Annotated in this window: 21 protein-coding genes; 19 read left to right on the top strand and 2 right to left on the bottom strand. The window is 62.9% G+C overall.

All coding sequences use genetic code 11. The annotated features are described in order from the left end of the window. Positions 1 to 18 precede the first annotated feature (18 nt). Both N5J71_RS14490 and N5J71_RS14485 read left to right on the top strand, forming a co-directional pair. Positions 19 to 2,007: an acetyl/propionyl/methylcrotonyl-CoA carboxylase subunit alpha gene (locus N5J71_RS14490; protein ID WP_279917130.1), complete on the top strand. Its 1,989-nt coding sequence runs from the start codon at positions 19 to 21 to the stop codon at positions 2,005 to 2,007. Between the two features lie 109 nt (positions 2,008 to 2,116). Beyond that, positions 2,117 to 2,941: an SDR family oxidoreductase gene (locus N5J71_RS14485; protein WP_279917129.1), complete on the top strand. Its 825-nt coding sequence runs from the start codon at positions 2,117 to 2,119 to the stop codon at positions 2,939 to 2,941. A 75-nt stretch (positions 2,942 to 3,016) separates the two neighbouring features. Here N5J71_RS14485 and N5J71_RS14480 read toward each other — a convergent pair whose 3' ends face one another. Next, positions 3,017 to 3,691 (bottom strand): alpha/beta family hydrolase, encoded by a 675-nt coding sequence (locus N5J71_RS14480; RefSeq protein ID WP_279917128.1) that lies wholly within the window; start codon positions 3,689 to 3,691, stop codon positions 3,017 to 3,019. A gap of 101 nt (positions 3,692 to 3,792) precedes the next feature. On the opposite strand from N5J71_RS14480, the gene ccoN (N5J71_RS14475) reads away from it, so the two are divergent. From ccoN (N5J71_RS14475) to hemN, 14 genes are all read left to right on the top strand, one after another. Beyond that, positions 3,793 to 5,232, top strand: coding sequence for a cytochrome-c oxidase, cbb3-type subunit I (gene ccoN / locus N5J71_RS14475; RefSeq protein WP_279917127.1), 1,440 nt, complete (start codon positions 3,793 to 3,795; stop codon positions 5,230 to 5,232). Further along, positions 5,232 to 5,840 (top strand): cytochrome-c oxidase, cbb3-type subunit II, encoded by a 609-nt coding sequence (gene ccoO, locus N5J71_RS14470; protein WP_128578977.1) that lies wholly within the window; start codon positions 5,232 to 5,234, stop codon positions 5,838 to 5,840. Before ccoN (N5J71_RS14475) ends, ccoO (N5J71_RS14470) begins: the two co-directional genes overlap by 1 nt. Before the next feature lie 5 nt (positions 5,841 to 5,845). Continuing rightward, complete coding sequence (locus N5J71_RS14465) at positions 5,846 to 6,025, top strand: cbb3-type cytochrome oxidase subunit 3 (protein WP_279917126.1); 180 nt, start codon at positions 5,846 to 5,848, stop codon at positions 6,023 to 6,025. Then, on the top strand, positions 6,022 to 6,948 hold the full coding sequence (ccoP, locus tag N5J71_RS14460; RefSeq protein WP_279917125.1) for a cytochrome-c oxidase, cbb3-type subunit III: 927 nt from the start codon (positions 6,022 to 6,024) through the stop codon (positions 6,946 to 6,948). The genes N5J71_RS14465 and ccoP (N5J71_RS14460) overlap by 4 nt, the downstream gene beginning before the upstream one ends. Positions 6,949 to 7,296: 348 nt before the next feature. Next, positions 7,297 to 8,745, top strand: coding sequence for a cytochrome-c oxidase, cbb3-type subunit I (ccoN, locus tag N5J71_RS14455; protein WP_279917124.1), 1,449 nt, complete (start codon positions 7,297 to 7,299; stop codon positions 8,743 to 8,745). Next, the gene (ccoO, locus tag N5J71_RS14450) at positions 8,745 to 9,353 is read left to right on the top strand and encodes a cytochrome-c oxidase, cbb3-type subunit II (RefSeq protein ID WP_017677204.1); all 609 of its coding nucleotides are present in this window, start codon (positions 8,745 to 8,747) and stop codon (positions 9,351 to 9,353) included. Before ccoN (N5J71_RS14455) ends, ccoO (N5J71_RS14450) begins: the two co-directional genes overlap by 1 nt. 6 nt (positions 9,354 to 9,359) lie before the next feature. Then, positions 9,360 to 9,548, top strand: a complete 189-nt coding sequence (locus N5J71_RS14445) for a cbb3-type cytochrome oxidase subunit 3 (protein WP_090428479.1) — start codon at positions 9,360 to 9,362, stop codon at positions 9,546 to 9,548. Then, the gene (gene ccoP / locus N5J71_RS14440; protein ID WP_279917123.1) at positions 9,545 to 10,540 is read left to right on the top strand and encodes a cytochrome-c oxidase, cbb3-type subunit III; all 996 of its coding nucleotides are present in this window, start codon (positions 9,545 to 9,547) and stop codon (positions 10,538 to 10,540) included. Before N5J71_RS14445 ends, ccoP (N5J71_RS14440) begins: the two co-directional genes overlap by 4 nt. 160 nt (positions 10,541 to 10,700) lie before the next feature. After that, the gene (gene ccoG / locus N5J71_RS14435) at positions 10,701 to 12,116 is read left to right on the top strand and encodes a cytochrome c oxidase accessory protein CcoG (protein ID WP_279917122.1); all 1,416 of its coding nucleotides are present in this window, start codon (positions 10,701 to 10,703) and stop codon (positions 12,114 to 12,116) included. Between the two features lie 13 nt (positions 12,117 to 12,129). Continuing rightward, entirely contained in the window at positions 12,130 to 12,648 is a 519-nt protein-coding gene (locus N5J71_RS14430; protein WP_257598031.1) for a FixH family protein, read from the top strand. An 8-nt stretch (positions 12,649 to 12,656) separates the two neighbouring features. Continuing rightward, a complete protein-coding gene (locus N5J71_RS14425; protein WP_279917121.1) occupies positions 12,657 to 15,065 on the top strand; it encodes a heavy metal translocating P-type ATPase in 2,409 nt (802 codons plus the stop codon). Positions 15,066 to 15,139: 74 nt separating this feature from the next. Then, a complete protein-coding gene (gene ccoS, locus N5J71_RS14420) occupies positions 15,140 to 15,346 on the top strand; it encodes a cbb3-type cytochrome oxidase assembly protein CcoS (protein ID WP_003460980.1) in 207 nt (68 codons plus the stop codon). Next, complete coding sequence (locus N5J71_RS14415) at positions 15,339 to 16,022, top strand: sulfite exporter TauE/SafE family protein (protein WP_279917120.1); 684 nt, start codon at positions 15,339 to 15,341, stop codon at positions 16,020 to 16,022. Before ccoS ends, N5J71_RS14415 begins: the two co-directional genes overlap by 8 nt. A gap of 166 nt (positions 16,023 to 16,188) precedes the next feature. Next, positions 16,189 to 17,571, top strand: coding sequence for an oxygen-independent coproporphyrinogen III oxidase (hemN, locus tag N5J71_RS14410; RefSeq protein WP_279917119.1), 1,383 nt, complete (start codon positions 16,189 to 16,191; stop codon positions 17,569 to 17,571). A 48-nt stretch (positions 17,572 to 17,619) separates the two neighbouring features. Here hemN and N5J71_RS14405 read toward each other — a convergent pair whose 3' ends face one another. Then, complete coding sequence (locus N5J71_RS14405) at positions 17,620 to 18,063, bottom strand: hypothetical protein (RefSeq protein WP_003460977.1); 444 nt, start codon at positions 18,061 to 18,063, stop codon at positions 17,620 to 17,622. Positions 18,064 to 18,213: 150 nt separating this feature from the next. Here N5J71_RS14405 and fnr point away from each other — a divergent pair, with 150 nt between their 5' ends. The 3 genes from fnr (at position 18,214) to N5J71_RS14390 (ending at position 20,427) form a co-directional block, all read left to right on the top strand. Next, a complete protein-coding gene (fnr, locus tag N5J71_RS14400) occupies positions 18,214 to 18,948 on the top strand; it encodes a fumarate/nitrate reduction transcriptional regulator Fnr (protein ID WP_074861268.1) in 735 nt (244 codons plus the stop codon). 41 nt (positions 18,949 to 18,989) lie between these two features. After that, entirely contained in the window at positions 18,990 to 19,538 is a 549-nt protein-coding gene (locus N5J71_RS14395; protein WP_279917118.1) for an adenine phosphoribosyltransferase, read from the top strand. A gap of 73 nt (positions 19,539 to 19,611) precedes the next feature. After that, complete coding sequence (locus tag N5J71_RS14390; protein WP_279917117.1) at positions 19,612 to 20,427, top strand: ion transporter; 816 nt, start codon at positions 19,612 to 19,614, stop codon at positions 20,425 to 20,427. Positions 20,428 to 20,536: the final 109 nt, after the last annotated feature.

The raw sequence follows: 20,536 nt of genomic DNA, 5'->3' as shown, positions 1-20,536 counted from the left end.
CACAGCAGGAGCACAAAGATGCCCGCATTCAACAAGATCCTGATCGCCAACCGCGGCGAGATCGCCTGCCGGGTAATGCGCACCGCCATCGAACTCGGCTATCGCACCGTGGCGGTGTACTCCGAGGCTGATAGCGATGCCCGCCATGTACAGATCGCCGACGAAGCCGTATGCATCGGCCCGGCCCAGGTCAACCAGTCCTACCTGCGTATCGACGCCATCATCGAAGCCGCGCGCAAGACCGGCGCCGACGCCATCCACCCTGGCTATGGCTTCCTCTCCGAGAACGCCGATTTCGCCCGCGCCTGTGAAGCCGCCGACATCGTCTTTATCGGCCCGACCGTGGAAGCCATCCACCTGATGGGTAGCAAGCGCCTGTCCAAGATCGCCATGCTCGAAACCGGCGTGCCCTGCATTCCCGGATACGAAGGCGCCGCCCAGGATGACGACACCCTGGCCAGCGAAGCCGAGCGTATCGGCTACCCGCTGATGATCAAGGCCAGCGCCGGTGGCGGCGGCCGTGGCATGCGCCTGGTGCATGAATCATGCGAGCTTCTGGGGCAGATCCGCACCGCCCGCTCGGAGGCACAGAACGCCTTCGGTTCCGGCGAGCTGATTCTCGAACGCGCGGTGATCCGCCCACGCCACGTGGAAATCCAGGTCTTCGGCGACCAGCACGGCACTATCGTCTATCTCGGCGAGCGTGACTGTTCGGTGCAGCGCCGCCACCAGAAGGTAGTCGAGGAGGCGCCCTGCCCGGTCATGACGCCGGAGCTGCGCAAGGCCATGGGTGAAGCGGCGGTCAAGGCGGCAGCCTCGGTGAACTACGTCGGCGCCGGCACCGTGGAATTTTTGCTCGATGCCAGCGGCGAATTCTTCTTCCTGGAAATGAACACCCGCCTGCAGGTCGAGCACCCGGTTACCGAGCTGATCACCGGCCAGGATCTGGTGGCCTGGCAGATTCGCGTCGCCGAAGGCCAGCCCCTGCCGCTGCAGCAGGACGACATCCGCCTCACCGGCCACGCCATGGAAGTACGCCTGTACGCCGAGGACTCGGCCGCTGGCTTCCTGCCGCAAACCGGCCAGGTGCTGCGCTGGGAGCCCGAGCTGCTGGCCGGCGTACGCATCGACCACGGCCTGGTCGAGGGCCAGGTTGTCACCCCCTTCTACGACCCGATGCTGGCCAAGGTCATCACCTACGGCGAAACCCGCGACGAAGCCCGGCGCAAGCTGGTGCGTGCGGTCGAGCAGTGCGTGCTGCTGGGCGTCAACGGTAACCAGCGCTTCCTCGCCAACCTGCTCAAGAATCCGGAGTTCGCGGCCGGCAATGCCACCACGGCGTTCATCGCCGAGCATTTCGCGGATGACCCCAGCCTGCACCCACACACCGCCAGCCTGGCCGAACTGGCCATGGCCGCCGCCCTGCTCTACCAGATCTCGGCCGACGCCCGTGCACACCAGCCCGGCCTGTCCGGCTGGCGCAGCGCCGGCAGCGCGCCCTGGCGTTTCGTCCTCAAGCAGGGCGAGCACAAGCACACCGTGGAGCTGAATGTGATCGCCAGCGGTACCCAAGCGCGCCTTTGCGTGCGTCGCGGCGAAGAACAGCTGTCCCTGCGCCTGCTGGCCAGCGACGGCCGCTGGCTGACCCTGGAACTGGATGGCGTGCGCCGCCGCCAGGCCTACCACATCGAAGGCAAACGCCTGTGGCTGTATGGTGAGCATGGCAACCTGGAATTAGTGGATGTCACCCACGAGCCGGCCGGCGGGCAGAACGCCGCCAGCAGCGGCGCGGTGAAGGCACCGATGGATGGAGCCATCGTCGACGTACTGGTCGCCGAAGGCGGCAGCGTGAGCAAAGGACAACTGCTGGTGGTGCTGGAAGCGATGAAGATGGAGCACCCGCTCAAGGCTGGCGTCGATGGCATCGTCCGCCGCGTCGGCGTAAGTCAGGGCGATCAGGTGAAGAATCGCCAGTTGCTGGTGGAAATCGAAGCCGCCGAAGTTTGACCACATCACCGTGGGAGGGGCTTTAGCCGCGAGCGTCGTTCATCGCGGCTAAAGCGGATCGCCGCCCGGCCCTTCCCACAGCCCCATGACAACAAGAAGGAGCACGCCCATGTCACTTTCCGGCAAGACCCTATTCATCACCGGCGCAAGCCGTGGCATCGGCCGCGAGATCGCCCTCAAGGCCGCCGCCGATGGCGCCAACATCGTCATCGCGGCCAAGAGCGCCGAGCCACACCCGAAACTGGAAGGCACCATCTTCAGCGTCGCTGCCGAGGTCGAGGCCGCAGGCGGCAAGGCGCTGGCCCTGCAGTTGGATGTCCGTGACGAACAGGCTGTGGCAGCTGCCATGGCCCAGGCCACCGAACATTTCGGCGGCATCGACGCCCTGGTCAACAACGCCGGCGCGATCAAGCTGGTGGGCGTGGAGAAGCTCGAACCCAAGCGCTTCGACCTGATGTACCAGATCAACACCCGTGCGGTGATGGTCTGTAGCCAGGCGGCCCTGCCCTATCTGAAGAAGAGCGCCGGCGGACATATCCTCAACCTCTCCCCGCCGCTGAACCTCGACGCCAAGTGGTTCGCCCAGCACGGCCCCTACACCGTCACCAAGTACGGCATGAGCATGCTTACCCTGGGCATGAGCGAGGAGTTCAAGAAGTACGGCATCAGCGTCAACTCGCTGTGGCCGAAGACCATGATCGCCACCGCCGCCATCGAATTCGAGCTGGGCAGCCGCGACGCCTTCAAGCGGGCACGCACCCCGGCGATCATGGCCGATGCGGCGCATGCGATCCTGAGTAGCGAAGGCCGCAGCCTCACCGGGCGCCTGCTGATCGACGAGGACATCCTGCGCGAACAGGGCGTCAGCGATTTCGAGCAGTACCGTTTCGATCCCGCTGGCGGCAGCCTGGTACCCGACCTGTTCGTTGATTGAAGCCTGGGATGCGTTGGCTTCGTAGCCCAATGAAATCCGGATCAAGAGCTGCGGGCAAGCGTACGAAGCTCTTCCTCAGCCCGCACCAAGATAAGCCGTGATCACCCCGACAGCCGTCTGGAGATGCTGCTGATGGCTGAAGCCGGATGCCTTCAATGGCTTTAAGTCATGATCGGCAGCCTGCAGCCAGTGCAACTCGATGGCCGCTGACAGCTCGTAACCCGCAACGGTTTCCTTATTGCCCAATGCATCGCGCTCCCCCTGGATGATCAGCGTCGGCGTACGCAGCTCGGCGAGATGGGCCACTCGCGGTTTTTCCGGCTTGCCGGCGGCATAGAAGGGATAGCCCAGACAAATCAGCGCTGAGGCGCCGAACTCGTCAGCCAGCAGACTGGCCATACGCCCGCCCATGGATTTCCCGCCGACGGACAGCGGCCCTGAGACTCGTTGGCGCACCTGCGCATGCACTTCGCGCCATTGCTGCAGTAGTTGCGCCTGCGGATTGGGCGGGCGCTTGCGCCCATCCACCCGTCGCTGCGCCATATAGGCGAACTCGAAGCGCACCACACGCACGCCGCGTGCCGCCAAACCCTGAGCCATGGTCTGCATGAACGGACTGTCCATCGGCGCGCCGGCCCCGTGCGCGAGGATCAGCGTGCTCGATGCCGCCTGCGGCGGTTCGTCCCACAGCCAGGGTAGTCCCTGCTCACATTGACCGGCGTCAATAAACCCAGATGGCCCTTTGCTCATGCTTGCCTCGCGTCGATATCCGTGGTGTCCGTGGCTTGCTCATGCCTGCGGGCGCCACGGTTATCGGCCGCTCTGCCATAACCGTGGATGGAAGCCCAGACATGAACACAACAACCCGTTCCGCCTATAACTACAGGGTGGTTCGCCAGTTCGCCATTATGACGGTGGTTTGGGGCATCGTCGGCATGGGACTCGGCGTATTCATCGCTGCCCAGCTGGCCTGGCCCGAACTTAACTTGAACCTACCGTGGACGAGCTTCGGCCGTCTGCGCCCGCTGCATACCAATGCGGTGATCTTCGCTTTCGGTGGCTGCGCCCTGTTCGCCACCAGTTACTACGCGGTGCAACGCACCAGTCAGACCACGCTGTTCGCTCCGAAGCTGGCGGCCTTCACCTTCTGGGGTTGGCAAGCGGTCATCGTGCTCGCGGTGATCACCCTGCCGATGGGCTACACCAGCAGCAAAGAATACGCCGAGCTTGAGTGGCCAATCGATATCCTCCTGGGCATCGTCTGGATTACCTATGCCGTGGTGTTCTTCGGCACAGTCGCCAAGCGCAAGACCAAGCACATCTATGTGGGCAACTGGTTCTTCGGTGCGTTCATCCTCGTGACCGCCATGCTGCACATCGTCAACAGCGCCGCCATGCCGGTGAGCCTGTTCAAGTCGTACTCGGCTTATGCCGGCGCGACCGACGCGATGATCCAGTGGTGGTACGGCCACAACGCCGTGGGCTTCTTCCTGACCACCGGCTTCCTGGGCATGATGTACTACTTCGTACCCAAGCAGGCCGAGCGTCCGATCTACTCGTATCGCCTGTCCATCGTGCACTTCTGGGCGCTAATCACACTGTACATCTGGGCCGGTCCGCACCACTTGCACTACACGGCCCTGCCGGACTGGGCGCAGTCCCTGGGCATGGTCATGTCGGTGATCCTGCTGGCACCAAGCTGGGGCGGTATGATCAACGGCATGATGAGCCTGTCCGGTGCCTGGCATAAGCTGCGTACCGACCCGATCCTGCGGTTCCTGGTGGTGTCGCTGGCGTTCTACGGCATGTCCACCTTCGAAGGTCCGATGATGGCCATCAAGACGGTCAATGCGCTGTCCCACTATACCGACTGGACCATCGGCCACGTACACGCCGGCGCTCTGGGTTGGGTAGCGATGATCTCCATCGGCTCGCTGTATCACCTGATTCCCAAGGTGTTCGGCCGTGAGCAGATGCACAGCATCGCGCTGATCAACACCCACTTCTGGCTGGCCACCATCGGCACCGTGCTGTACATCGCCTCGATGTGGGTCAACGGCATCACTCAGGGTCTGATGTGGCGCGCAGTCAACGAAGACGGCACCCTCACCTACTCCTTCGTCGAATCGCTGGAAGCCAGCCATGTCGGATTCGTGGTACGGGTGATCGGTGGCGCCATCTTCTTCGCCGGCATGCTGCTGATGGCCTGGAACGTCTGGCTGACCGTACGTAGCGCGAAATCCACCGAGATGGAAGCCGCTGCGCAGTTCTCGGTAGAAGGAGCCCACTGATGAAACACGAAATTCTCGAGAAGAACATCGGCCTGATGGCCCTGGTGATGATCCTGGCGGTCAGCATCGGCGGCCTGACGCAGATCGTCCCGCTGTTCTTCCAGGACGTCACCAACGAGCCGGTGGAAGGCATGAAGCCCTACACCGCCCTGCAACTGGAAGGCCGCGACATTTACATCCGTGAAGGCTGCGTCGGCTGCCACTCGCAGATGATCCGCCCGTTCCGCGCCGAGACCGAGCGCTACGGTCACTACTCCGTCGCTGGCGAAAGCGTCTGGGATCACCCCTTCCTGTGGGGCTCCAAGCGTACCGGCCCGGACCTGGCCCGCGTCGGCGGTCGCTACTCGGACGAGTGGCATCGCGCCCACCTGTACAACCCGCGCAACGTCGTGCCGGAGTCGATCATGCCCGCCTACCCCTGGCTGGTCGAACAGAGCCTCGATGGCAAGGACACGGCCAAGAAGATGAGCGCCTTGCGCACATTGGGCGTGCCCTACAGCGAAGAAGACATCGCCGGCGCCAGCGATGCGGTCAAGGGCAAGAGCGAGATGGACGCCCTGGTCGCCTACCTGCAGGTGCTTGGCACCGCCGTGAAGAACAAGAGGTGAGCGCCATGTTCGAGTTTATCGATATCGGAATCCTGCGCGGCATAGGCACCGTGCTGGTGCTGATCGCCTTCACCGCCGTCACCCTCTGGGCCTACAGCGGCAAACGCCGCGACGCCTTCACCGAAGCGGCCAACCTGCCCTTCGCTGATGAGCCCAAGCCCGCCGTTTCGAGGACCCACGCATGACCACCTTCTGGAGTTGGTACATCACCCTGCTGACCGTCGGTTCGCTGGTCGCGTTGTTCTGGCTGATCTTCGCCACCCGCAAGAGCGAAGTGCACAAGAACCCGACCGAGCAGACCATGGGCCACGCCTTCGATGGCATCGAGGAGTACGACAACCCACTGCCGAAGTGGTGGTTCATGCTGTTCCTCGGCACCCTGGTGTTTTCCGTCGGCTACCTGCTGCTCTACCCGGGCCTGGGTAACTTCAAGGGCCTGCTGCCGGGCTATGAGGACGGCTGGACCCAGGTCAACCAGTGGCAGCGTGAGATGGATCGTGCCGATGAGCTGTATGGCCCGATCTTCGCCAAATATGCCGCCATGCCCATCGAGGAAGTGGCCAAGGACGAGCGCGCGCTGAAGATGGGCGGTCGCCTGTTCGCTTCCAACTGCTCGGTGTGCCATGGCTCGGATGCCAAGGGCAGCTACGGCTTCCCCAACCTGACGGACAACAGCTGGCGCTGGGGCGGTGAGCCGGAAACCATCAAAGCCTCCATCATGCATGGCCGCATGGGCGTAATGCCGGCACAAGGCCCGATGATCGGCGAAGATGGCGTGCGTAACGTCGCGGCCTATGTGCTCACCGAACTGGGTGGTCGTGAGCTGCCCGAGGGCACGAAAGCGGACATCGCCGCCGGCAAGCAGATCTTCTCCACCCTCTGCGCCGCCTGCCATACCCCTGCCGGCACCGGCATGCCGATGATGGGCGCACCGGATCTGACTCAACCCAGCGCGTTCATCTACGGCAGCAGCTTCGCCCAACTGCAACAGACCATTCGCTATGGTCGCAGCGGCAACATGCCGGCTCAGGGTGATTTTCTCGGTAACGACAAGGCTCACCTGCTGGCCGCTTACGTGCTCAAGCTGAGCCAGGGCGAAGACAAGTAATCCACGGCTTTACCGGCGACCGCAGCAAGGTCGCCGGCTCCCTCCTTATATAAGTGTGCGACCCAGTGTCGCACCTGCCGACCAATAGCCCTGCAACCTCCTTGATCTGGGCTAAGCTGCTTTTCAGTCGCCACCTGCCACAACTCCAAGGCGATCCATTCTTAGCGCTGCGCAAAATGATTGCGCCAAAAGCACACAGAGCCGCTCCCCGGGTCGACTCGAACGCCCCGTGAAACGCTCTGAAACCCGGTTCGCGTCGGTATGTTGCGTTGCAATGGCTACCTGCTTTCTCCATACTTGCCGCCGATTTTTGCCCCATAAAACTCCATTAACCGTGGAACCCCTAGCATGAGCACAGCAATCAGTCAGACTGCTTATAACTATAAGGTGGTCCGCCAGTTCGCCATTATGACGGTGATCTGGGGGGTCATTGGGATGGGTCTAGGCGTGTTCATCGCCGCACAACTCGTGTGGCCGGAACTAAACCTTGGCCTGCCGTGGACCAGCTTCGGCCGTCTGCGTCCGCTTCATACCAACGCGGTGATCTTCGCCTTCGGCGGATGCGCACTGTTCGCGACCTCGTATTACGTGGTCCAGCGCACCTGTCAGACGCGCCTGATCTCCGACGGTCTGGCTGCCTTCACCTTCTGGGGTTGGCAAGCGGTCATCGTGCTCGCGGTGATCACCCTGCCGATGGGCTACACCAGCAGCAAAGAATACGCCGAGCTTGAGTGGCCGATCGATATCCTCCTGGGCATCGTCTGGATTATCTATGCCGTGGTGTTCTTCGGCACAGTCGCCAAGCGCAAGACCAAGCACATCTATGTGGGCAACTGGTTCTTCGGTGCGTTCATTCTCGTGACCGCCATGCTGCACATCGTCAACAGCGCCGCCATGCCGGTGAGCCTGTTCAAGTCGTACTCGGCCTATGCCGGCGCGACCGATGCGATGATCCAGTGGTGGTACGGTCACAACGCCGTAGGCTTCTTCCTGACCACCGGCTTCCTGGGCATGATGTACTACTTCGTACCCAAGCAGGCCGAGCGTCCGATCTACTCGTATCGCCTGTCCATCGTGCACTTCTGGGCGCTGATCACCCTGTACATCTGGGCCGGCCCGCACCACCTGCACTACACTGCCCTGCCTGACTGGGCGCAGTCCCTGGGCATGGCCATGTCGGTGATTCTGCTGGCTCCGAGCTGGGGCGGCATGATCAACGGCATGATGAGCCTGTCCGGTGCCTGGCACAAACTGCGTACCGACCCGATCCTGCGTTTCCTGGTCGTGTCGCTGGCGTTCTACGGCATGTCGACCTTCGAAGGCCCGATGATGGCGATCAAGACCGTCAACGCCCTGTCGCACTACACCGACTGGACCATCGGCCACGTACACGCCGGCGCCCTCGGCTGGGTAGCGATGATTTCCATCGGCTCGCTGTATCACCTGATTCCGAAGGTGTTCGGCCGCGAGCAGATGCACAGCATCGGCTTGATCAACACCCACTTCTGGCTGGCTACCATCGGCACCGTGCTGTATATCGCCTCGATGTGGGTCAACGGCATCACCCAGGGTCTGATGTGGCGTGCGGTCAACGAAGACGGCACCCTCACCTACTCCTTCGTCGAAGCGCTGGAAGCCAGCCACGCAGGCTTTGTCGTGCGCATGATCGGCGGCGCCTTCTTCGTCGCTGGCATGCTGCTGATGGCCTACAACACCTGGCGCACCGTGCGCGCCGCCAAGCCGGCTGAGTACGAAGCGGCCGCGCAGATTCCCGCAGTTCAAGGGGGCGCTCACTGATGAAACACGAAATCATCGAGAAAAACATCGGCCTGATGGCGTTGCTGATGGTAATTGCCGTCAGCATCGGTGGCCTGACCCAGATCGTCCCGCTGTTCTTCCAGGACGTCACCAACGAGCCGGTGGAAGGCCTCAAGCCCTACACCGCCATGCAACTGGAAGGTCGCGATATCTACATCCGCGAGGGCTGCGTTGGCTGCCACTCGCAGATGATTCGCCCGTTCCGTGCCGAGACCGAACGTTACGGCCACTACTCCGTCGCTGGCGAAAGCGTCTGGGATCACCCCTTCCTGTGGGGCTCCAAGCGCACCGGCCCGGACCTGGCCCGCGTCGGCGGCCGTTACTCGGACGAGTGGCATCGCGCTCACCTGTACAACCCGCGTAACGTCGTGCCCGAGTCGAAGATGCCCGCCTACCCATGGCTGGTGGAGAACAAGCTCGACGGCCGCGACACCGCCAAGAAGATGGAAGTCATGCGCGGCTTCGGCATCCCCTACACCGACGAAGATATCGCCGGTGCCCGCGATGCCGTCAAAGGCAATACCGAAATGGACGCGCTGATCGCGTACCTGCAGGTTCTCGGCACTTCCATCAAGAACAAACGGTAAGACGCTATGGACATCGGGATGATTCGCGGCATCGGCACGGCGGTGGTTTTCATCGCCTTCATCGGCGTAGTGCTCTGGGCTTACAGCAGCAAGCGCAAATCGAGCTTCGACGAAGCTGCCAACTTGCCCTTCGCTGACGACCCCAAGCCCGAGTCCAAGAGCGATCAGGACTCTTCCAGGAGCAATAACCAATGACCACATTCTGGAGTTGGTACGTAACAATTTTGTCGCTGGGCACCATCTTCGCACTGACCTGGCTGATCTTCGGCACCCGTAAGGGCCAACGCCAAGACGTCACCGAGGAAACCGTCGGGCACAGCTTCGACGGCATCGAGGAGTATGACAACCCGCTGCCGAAGTGGTGGTTCATGCTGTTCGTCGCCACCATCGTCTTCGCCCTCGGCTACCTCGCCCTGTATCCGGGCCTGGGTAACTTCAAAGGTCTGCTGCCGGGCTACGACTACGTCGACAGCAAGAAGCAAACGCCTTTCACTGCTGGCGTGCAGATCGCTGACGGCTCCATGCGCTACTCTGGCTGGACCGGCGTGCACCAGTGGGAGAAGGAAATGGCGCGTGCCGATGAGCAATACGGCCCGCTGTTCGCCAAGTACGCTGCCATGCCGATCGAGGAAGTGGCCAAGGATGAGCAGGCCCTGAAAATGGGTGGCCGCCTGTTCGCTTCCAACTGCTCGGTTTGCCACGGTTCCGATGCCAAGGGCAGCTACGGCTTCCCCAACCTGACCGACAACGAATGGCGCTGGGGTGGCGAGCCGGAAGACATCAAGACCTCGATCCTCAAGGGCCGTCAGGGCGCGATGCCGGCTCAAGGCCCGGCCATCGGCGAAGACGGTGTACGCAACGTCGCCGCCTACGTGCTCACCGAACTGGCCGGTCGTGAACTGCCGGAAGGCGTAGAAGCGGATATCGAAGCGGGCCAGAAGGTTTTCGCCGGCACCTGCTTCGCCTGCCACGGTGCAGACGGCAAGGGCATGGCCGCCATGGGTGCGCCGAACCTGACTAACCCGGCTGCGTTCATCTACGGCAGCAGCTACGCGCAGCTGCAGCAGACCATTCGTTACGGTCGTCACGGCAACATGCCAGCCCAAGAAGAGTTCCTCGGCAACGACAAGGTGCACTTGCTGGCAGCCTACGTGTACAGCCTGTCGCATCAGACTCAAGAGCAGTAAGCGCACAACGACACTTTTGACAAGGGTCAATGAACGCCCGGGTCGCGACTGCTGGTCGCACCCGGGCGTTGTCTTTCAGGCGTACCATATAGCGACCGTGAATTGACCCTGACCGGCACGCATCGGCCCGGGCTGCCACCCACCGCTTTGGTATGCATTGATGAGCGAACAGATACCCGTCCAGGACGTCACCCCTCCTTCCTCTGCCAAGAATGCCGGCGTCGATCTCTACGCCAGCCGCGAGAAGATCTACACCCGCGCGTTCACTGGCCTGTATCGTAATCTGCGACTCGCTGGCGGCGCCCTGCTCTTCCTGCTGTTCTTCGGCACCGTCTGGCTGAACTGGGAAGGCCGCCAGGCGGTGTGGTGGAATCTGCCGGAGCGCAAGTTCCACATCTTCGGCGCCACCTACTGGCCGCAGGACTTCATGCTGCTGTCCTGGCTGCTGATCATCTGCGCCTTCGGCCTGTTCTTCATTACCGTGTTCGCCGGGCGTGTCTGGTGCGGCTACACCTGCCCGCAAAGCGTATTCACCTGGGTCTTCATGTGGGCGGAGAAGGTCACCGAGGGTGACCGCAACCAGCGCATGAAGCTGGACAAGCAGCCCATGAGCGGCGCGAAACTCGGGCGCAAGGCGGCCAAGCACGGTATCTGGGTTGGCGTCTCGCTGCTCACAGCGATCACCTTCGTCGGCTATTTCACGCCCATACGCGAGCTGGTAATCGAGATCTTCACCGGCCAGGCCAGTGGCTGGGCCTATTTCTGGATCGGCTTCTTCACCCTCGCCACCTACGGCAACGCCGGCTACCTGCGCGAGCAGGTATGCATCTACATGTGCCCCTATGCGCGCTTCCAGAGCGTGATGTTCGACCAGGACACCCTGATCGTCTCCTACGACCCACGTCGTGGCGAGTTGCGTGGTCCGCGCAAGAAGGACGCCGACTACAAGGCACAGGGCCTGGGTGACTGCATCGACTGCAAAATGTGCGTGCAGGTCTGCCCGACCGGCATCGATATCCGCGACGGCCTGCAGATCGAGTGCATCGGCTGCGCCGCCTGCATCGACGCCTGTGACGACATCATGGACAAGATGAACTATCCCAAGGGGCTGATCAGCTACACCACTGAACATAACCTGTCCGGCCAGAAGACCCGTCTGCTGCGCCCGCGCCTGATCGGGTACGCTGTCGCGCTGGTCGCCATGATCGGCCTGTTCGCCTGGGCTGTGGCCACTCGTCCGCTGGTGGAACTGGACGTGCTCAAGGATCGCGTACTGTTCCGCGAGAACGAGCGCGGCTACATCGAGAACGTCTACACCCTGAAGATCATGAACAAGGCGCAGCGCGACATGACCTACGTGATCACCGTCGACGGTCTCGACGGCCTGGTCTACGAAGGCAAGCGCGAAGTACGGGCCCTGGCTGGCGAGGTGTATTCCTTCCCGGTCGAGCTGTCCATCGCGCCGGAAAAGCTACCGTCGAGCACCAACAACATCGTCTTCCACGTACAATCCGCGGATGACCCCAGCATCAAGAACGACGCCGACAGCCGCTTCATCGGCCCAAGCCTCCACTAACAACGGAAAACGCATGACCGAGCAAACCCCATCGCCAGTCAAACCCTGGTACAAGCAGTTCTGGCCCTGGTTCATCCTGTTCCTGCTGGGCTACTCGGTAGTGCAGGGCCTGACCCTGCTGACCATCGCCACGAAGAATCCGCCAGGGCTGATCTCCGACGACTATTACGATGTCGGCAAGGGCATCAACCAGTCGCTGGAGCGCGAAAAATTGGCCGAGCGCCTGCAACTGCATGGCAAGCTGGTGCTGGACAACACCACCGGCGTCGCCACCCTGTCGCTGGAGGGCAACAGCAGACCACAGCAGATCGTGCTCAACCTGATCTCGCCGACCCAGCCGGAACGTGACCGCCGGGTGATCCTGCAACCCACTGCTGACGGTCACTACCGTGGTCAGATGGTCGATCAGGTCAGCGGTCGCCGCTTCGTCGAATTGCTCGGCCAGGAAGGCAGCCAGAACTGGCGCCTGTTCGAGGAAGAAACCATCGCCGATGGCCAGACCATCATGATCGGTGACAATCCCTCCTACTGACCCTGCCGATGCCCGCCCCTACTCCCTGCTATCACTGTGGCCTGCCGGTGCCCGCCGGCAGCCAGTTCCGTGCCGACGTGCTCGGCCAGACCCGCGAAATGTGCTGCCCCGGCTGTCAGGCCGTGGCCGAAGCCATCGTTGCCGGTGGCCTGGAGCATTACTACAGCCATCGCAGCGAGAACGCGGCCAACCCGCAGGCACTGCCCGCCGCCCTGCCGGATGAACTGGCGCTGTATGACCGTAGCGATGTGCAGCAGCCCTTCGTCCAGCACGAGGGCGAACTGAGCGAAACCCAACTGCTGATCGAAGGTATCAGCTGCGCGGCCTGCGGCTGGCTGATCGAGAAGCACCTGCGCGGCGTGCCGGGCGTGGCCGAAGCGCACCTGAACCTGTCCAACCATCGCCTGCAGGTGCGCTGGCAGGACAGCCAGATCGCCCTGAGCAAGCTGCTCGCCGAACTGCGCCGCATCGGTTACGCCGCCCACCCCTGGCGCGCCGACGAGGCGGCCGAGCGCATGGCTGCGGAGAATCGCCGGCGCATGCGCGAGTTGGGTGTGGCCGGGTTGCTGTGGATGCAGGTGATGATGGCGACCATGGCCACCTGGCCGGAATTCAACATCGACCTGTCGCCGGAGCTGGACAAGATCCTGCGCTGGACCAGCCTGTTCCTCACCACACCTATCGTCTTTTACTGTTGCGGCCAGTTCTTCCGCGGTGCCCTGCGCGACCTGCGCACACGCCACCTGACCATGGACGTATCGGTCTCGCTGGCCATCGGCGGCGCCTATGTCGCCGGTATCTGGTCGACCATCACCGGCCAGGGCGAGCTGTATTTCGACGCGGTGGGCATGTTCGCCCTGTTCCTGCTCGCCGGCCGCTATCTGGAGCGGCGTGCGCGCGAACGCACCGCCGCCGCCACCGCGCAACTGGTCAAGCTGCTGCCGGCGTCCTGCCTGCGTCTGGATGCCGACGGTCAGAGCCAGCGCATTCTGCTGCGCGAACTGCAGGTCGGCGAACAGGTGCTGGTGCAGCCCGGTTCGTTGATTCCCGCTGACGGGCGCATCCTTGCCGGCCAGTCCAGCGTCGACGAGTCACTGCTGACGGGTGAATACCTGCCTCAGGCACGCGGCATCGGCGACGGCGTCACTGCCGGCACGCTGAATGTCGAAGGCCCGCTGACCGTCGAGGTGCAGGCGCTGGGCGATGCCACGCGCCTGTCGGCCATCGTCCGCCTGCTGGAACGCGCGCAGAGCGAGAAACCGCGCCTGGCAGAGATCGCCGACCGCGTCTCGCAATGGTTTCTGTTGTTCATCCTCGTGGCTGCTGCCGTGGTCGGCTACGCCTGGTGGGAGATCGACTCCAGCCGCGCTTTCTGGGTCGTGCTCGCCCTGCTCGTGGCCACCTGCCCTTGCGCACTGGCCCTGGCCACCCCAACAGCGCTGACCACCGCCACCGGCACCCTGCATAAACTGGGCATGCTACTGACCCGCGGCCATGTGCTCGAAGGCCTGAACCAGATCGACACCCTGGTGCTGGACAAGACCGGTACGCTGACCGAAGGCCGCCTGACGCTCAAGGCCATCCATCCGCTGCGCGATCTCGACCAGGGCGATTGCCTGGCGCTGGCCGCCGCACTGGAAAACCGTTCGGAACACCCCATCGCCCGTGCGTTCAGCCAAGCACCTCGCGCAGCGCAGTCTGTCGACAGCCATCCCGGGCAAGGCCTGCAGGGCCTGGTCGATGGCCGCCTGCTGCGCATCGGCGAGGCCAGCTTCGTTTGCGCCCTGAGCGGCCAGGCCGTACCAGCGATTGCCAGCGAGCACGGCCAATGGCTGCTGCTGGGCGACGAACAGGGGCCACTGGCCTGGTTCGTCCTCGACGACCGCCTGCGTGAAGACGCGCCGGACCTGATCGCCGCCGCCCGCAGCCGTGGCTGGCATATCCATCTGCTGTCTGGCGACAGCTCGCCGATGGTGGCCGAAGTAGCCCGTCAACTGGGCATCGAAGATGCCCGTGGCGGCCTGACTCCGGATGCCAAACTGGTGGTACTCAAACAGCTGCACAGCGAAGGCCGCCGCGTGCTGATGCTTGGCGATGGCGTCAACGACGTACCGGTGCTGGCGGCTGCCGATATCAGCGTGGCCATGGGCTCGGCCTCCGACCTGGCGAAAACCAGCGCCGACGCCGTGTTGCTGTCGAACCGCCTGAGCAGCCTGGTCGATGGCCTGAAGCTGGCCAAGCGCACGCGCCGTATCATCATCGAGAACCTGGCCTGGGCGACGCTGTACAATGGCCTGGTACTGCCCTTCGCCGCCCTGGGCTGGATCACGCCGATCTGGGCAGCCGTGGGCATGTCGCTCAGCTCGCTGTTGGTGGTGCTCAACGCCCTGCGCCTGAGTCGCACCCCGAACACGTAGGAGCGAGCTCTGCTCGCGAACCGCTTCTTCGCTCGCGATGCTCGCTCCTCCCCAGACGCCTCCATGGAGACCGCATGTCCGCCCTCTACATCCTGATCCCCGTCGCCATCGGCCTGGTCGGTTTCGCCATCTGGCTGTTCTTCTGGGCGGTGGACAGCGGCCAGTACGACGACCTCGACGGGCCGGCACACAGCATTCTGTTCGACGACGAAGACCCATTGCACAAGGCTGGCGTCGAACAGGTCGAAGAGCAGAACAGGCAGGACAAGCCCGATGCCTGAACTGGCGCCACTGCTGGTATCGGCGCTGGTTCTCGGCCTGCTCGGCGGCGGCCATTGCCTGGGCATGTGCGGCGGCCTGATGGGCGCCCTGACCCTGGCGATTCCCCCCGAACAACGCAGCAGACGCCTGCAACTGCTATTGGCCTACAACCTCGGGCGCATCCTCAGCTACGCGCTGGCAGGCTTGCTCCTTGGGCTGGCCGGCTGGGTCGTGGCCGGCAGCCAGGCCGAGGTCATCATGCGCACGCTGGCGGCGCTGCTGCTGATCGCCATGGGTCTTTATCTCGCCGGCTGGTGGAGCGGCCTGACGCGCATCGAAGCACTGGGCCGTGGCCTGTGGCGACACATTCAACCCCTGACACGCCGCTTCATGCCGGTCACAAGCATCCCCAAGGCAGTGGTGCTGGGTAGTCTCTGGGGCTGGCTGCCGTGCGGGCTGGTCTACAGCACCCTGCTGTGGGCCTCCAGCCAGGGCAATGCAGTCAACAGCGCCCTGCTGATGCTGGCGTTCGGCCTGGGCACCTGGCCGGTGCTGCTGGCCACCGGGCTGGCAGCAGAACGCATCACAACCCTGCTACGCAAGCGCGGCGTGCGCATGGCGGGTGGCCTGCTGGTCATCCTGTTCGGCATCTGGACCCTGCCCGGCCCACACCAGCACTGGCTGATGGGGCACTGAGGCGTAGCCGGATGTAATCCGGGAGCAAGGTACCCAGCATCCCCGGATTTCATTGGGCTACGCCGCGACAACACCTCCAGTGCTCAACGTGCCCTTGATTCAGGTCAAGGCTGCCACCTACGTGCATCCCTAGACTGGCCACACAGCCTGTCCAGGATTATTCCCCATGCTCAAAGCCATCCAGTGGGACGCCGACCTGATCCGCCGCTACGATCTCGCCGGCCCGCGCTACACCTCCTACCCGACTGCCGTGCAGTTTCACGACGATATCGGCCCGTTCGACCTGCTGCACGCTCTGCGCGACAGCCGCAAGGCCGGACGCCCGTTGTCGCTGTACGTGCACGTGCCGTTCTGCGCGCACATCTGCTACTACTGCGCCTGCAATAAAGTCATCACCAAGGATCGTGGCCGCGCCTTGCCTTATCTGGAAAAGCTCGAGCGGGAAATCGAGATCATCAGCCGCTACATCGATCGCAACCAGCCAATCGAGCAACTGCATTTCGGTGGCGGCACGCCAACCTTCCTCAGCCATGACGAGCTGCGCCGCCTGATGCAGCACCTGCGCCAGCACTTCAACCTGCTGGATGACGATTCCGGCGATTACAGCATCGAGATCGACCCGCGCGAGGCGGACTGGTCGACCATGGGCCTGCTGCGTGAACTGGGCTTCAATCGTGTCAGCCTCGGCGTGCAGGATCTCGACCCCGAGGTGCAGCGCGCGGTCAACCGCCTGCAGACCCTGGAAGAGACCCGCGCCATTGTCGAGGCGGCCCGCACCCTGCAGTTCCGCTCGGTGAACATTGACCTGATCTACGGCCTGCCCAAACAGACCCCGGAGCGCTTCGCGCGCACCGTGGCCGAGGTCATCGCCCTGCAACCGGATCGCCTGTCACTGTTCAACTATGCGCACCTGCCGGAACGCTTCATGCCGCAACGGCGCATCAACAACGATGACCTTCCCAGTCCGGGCGACAAACTGGCCATGCTGCAGGCCAGCATCGAGCAGCTGACGCGCGCTGGGTATCGCTACATCGGCATGGACCACTTCGCCCTGCCCGATGACGAACTGGCCATCGCCCAGGAAGAAGGCACGCTGCAACGCAACTTCCAGGGCTACACCACCCACGGCCACTGCGACCTGATCGGCCTGGGCGTATCCGCCATCAGCCAGATCGGCGATCTGTACAGCCAGAACGACAGCGATATCACCAGTTATCAGCAGACCCTGGGCAACGGCCAACTGGCAACTCGTCGAGGCCTGCATTGCAATGCCGACGACCGCCTGCGTCGCGCCGTGATTCAGCAACTGATCTGCCATTTCCAACTGCGCTTCGCCGACATCGAGCAAACGCATGGCGTGGTGTTCCGTGATTATTTCTGCGCCCTATGGCCCGAACTGGAGCAACTCGCGGCTGACGGCCTGATCAGTCTCGACGCTCAGGGTATTGAAGTGCGCCCGGCCGGACGCCTGCTAGTGCGCTCGCTATGCATGCTCTTCGACCGCTATCTCAACGATCAGGTACGCCAGCGTTTTTCTCGGGTGATCTGAACACGAGCAGCCTGCGCCAGTGACGGAACGCCGTCACTGGCTGGCATATCACCCCATCGCCAGCGTGGCGGCGCTCTGCATCTGCTCATTCGACAGGCCGTTCTCACGCATGAGCTTGATCAGGTTGGCATTGGCCGCAGTCAATGCGCTGTTGAGCGACGCCAGCTCGGTCTGCAGCCCTTCCAACTGCTGACGCTTGCCCTCGGCGTCAAGCCTCTGGTCGCTCATGACGGCCTCGATCTGCGCCTGCTTCTCGACGATCTGCGCACGCAACTCGCGGATCATCTTGAGCAGATCCCTGATCGCCTGAGGCAGGTCGCTATCGTCGATATCTTGATGCTTCTCAGACCTGGTCGACATGCCCTTGCCCAGCTCGGACAGGCTCACGCGCAATCCTTCGCGACTCTCCTGCGCAGTTCGTTCAGCCGTGCTGAACTGTCGTTGAACACCCTGAGCCAGATTGTTCAGTGAACCCAGCGAAGCGATGCGCATTACCCTGCTCCCTGCCTTGATCTATCATGTCAGGGTCACATCGGCAGACCGGGATCAAACTTGGGCAAGCAGTCAGGCTTGCATAGCTGGTCGCAAACCCGCCCCTGCTGTACCCTAAGCGCCATTGCGTATCTATAAGGAGGTTGAACGATGTCCGAGAGCATCAAGCTGCACAAGCAGCATCAAGCCCATTGCAAGGATTGCAGCCTGGCCAGCTTGTGCCTGCCGCTCTCGCTGAACATGGAAGACATGGACGCCCTCGACGACATCGTCAAGCGTGGTCGGCCGCTGAAAAAAGGCGAATTCCTGTTCCGTCAGGGTGACTCCTTCGGCTCCGTATTCGCCGTACGCTCCGGTGCGCTGAAGACCTTCAGCCTGAGCGATGGCGGTGAGGAGCAGATAACCGGCTTCCACCTGCCCAGCGAGCTGGTCGGCCTGTCCGGGGTCGACGGCGAGCGCTACCCGGTATCGGCACAGGCGCTGGAAACCACCTCGGCCTGCGAGATTCCCTTCGAGCGCCTCGATGACCTGGCCCTGCAATTGCCACAGCTGCGCCGCCAACTGATGCGTATCATGAGCCGCGAGATCCGCGACGATCAGCAGATGATGCTGTTGCTGTCGAAGAAGACCGCGGACGAACGCATCGCCACCTTCCTGGTCAACCTCTCCGCCCGCTTCCGCGCCCGTGGTTTCTCGGCCAACCAGTTCCGCCTGGCCATGTCGCGTAACGAAATTGGTAACTATTTGGGCCTTGCGGTGGAGACGGTGTCTCGCGTATTTACCCGCTTCCAACAGAACAAGCTGCTCGAAGCCGAAGGCAAGGAAGTGCACATTCTCGACCCGATCGAACTGTGTGCTCTGGCCGGCGGCAATCTCGACGTTTGAGTTCGCACGAGTTCGCGGGCTCAACGCATTAGGACCCCACGATGATCTTTGACGAATTCAGCATCAAGACCCTGATCCGCCCGGTAGCGGACTTCCCAAAACCGGGCGTGGTGTTTCGCGACATCACCCCGCTGTTCCAGTCGCCGCGCGCCCTGCGCATGGTCGCCGACAGTTTCATCCAGCGCTATGTGGAGGCTGAATTCAGCCATATCGGCGCCATGGATGCGCGTGGCTTCCTGATCGGCTCGATCATCGCCTATGAACTGAACAAGCCGCTGGTGCTGTTTCGCAAGCAGGGCAAACTGCCGGCTGACGTGCTCAGCGAGGGCTACCAGACCGAATATGGCGAAGCCTTCCTCGAAGTGCACAGCGACAGTCTCTGCGAAGGCGATTCGGTACTGATCTTCGATGACCTGATCGCTACCGGCGGCACCCTGATCGCCGCAGCCAACCTGGTGCGACGCATGCGCGCCGCGGTCTTCGAGGCCGCCGCGATCATCGACCTGCCGGAACTGGGCGGCTCGCAGAAACTGCAGGACGCAGGCATTCCCACCTTCACCCTGACTGCCTTCGCCCTCGACGATCGCTAAGCCGTCACGCCCGCCGACCGGCCACTGCGACGCGGGCCCTGCCAGGCCTCACTACAGCCATAGCCAGACTCCCATGCACGAACTCGAACTGAACCCATCCAGCAACTGGCGTCAGCGCCTGGGCGCTGTCATGGACGGCGCCACCATGCAGCGCCTGGTAACCCTGCTGATCATCATCAATGCGGTCATTCTCGGCCTGCAGACCTCGCCATCGATCATGGCTGACTGGGGCAAGCCGCTGCTGATCCTCGACAGTCTGATCCTCGCCTGCTTCGTCATCGAACTGGCCCTGCGCTTCACCGCGCGCGGCATCGGTCTGCTGCGCGATCCCTGGGCGGTGTTCGACTGCCTGGTGGTGGGCATCGCCCTGGTGCCGGCCAGCGGTCCCTTCGCGGTACTGCGCGCCTTGCGCGTGCTGCGGGTACTGCGCCTGGTATCGATCAATCCGAGCATGCGCAAGGTGGTGCAGGCGCTACTCGCCTCACTGCCAGGCATGGGCAGCATCGTCATGCTGATGGGGCTGATCTTCTATGTCGCGGCGGTAATGGCCACGCAGCTGTTCGGTGAAAGCTTCCCCGAGTGGTTCGGTAACATCGGCGCCAGCCTGTACACCCTGTTTCAGGTAATGACTCTGGAAAGCTGGTCGATGGGCATCGTGCGCCCGGTGATGGAACAGCATCCGCTGGCCTGGCTATTCTTCGTGCCCTACATCCTCGTCGCGACATTCATGATGCTCAACCTGTTCATCGCCGTTATCGTCAACGCGATGCAGAGCACCCACGAGCCCAATGCCGAGGAGCAGGCCGCAGCAACTCGCGAACAGGCAATTCTCGACGAGCTGCGCGCACTGCGCAGCGAGGTGGCCGAGCTGCGCCGTAACACGCCGTAAACCCCGCCGTCAGCGCTATCCGCCGCGTTTAGCGCGGCGGGTTGCGTACCCTCTTTCCTGAAATCTACCCATCAGACCCGCCTTAAGTTGGCGGCGCTCAGCGCCCGTA

This window comes from Ectopseudomonas oleovorans, assembly GCF_029845265.1.
Classification (GTDB): Bacteria; Pseudomonadota; Gammaproteobacteria; order Pseudomonadales; family Pseudomonadaceae; genus Aquipseudomonas; species Aquipseudomonas oleovorans.
The sequence above is the reverse complement of the archived record's forward strand: the minus strand, read 5'-3'. Positions and strand labels throughout refer to the sequence as shown.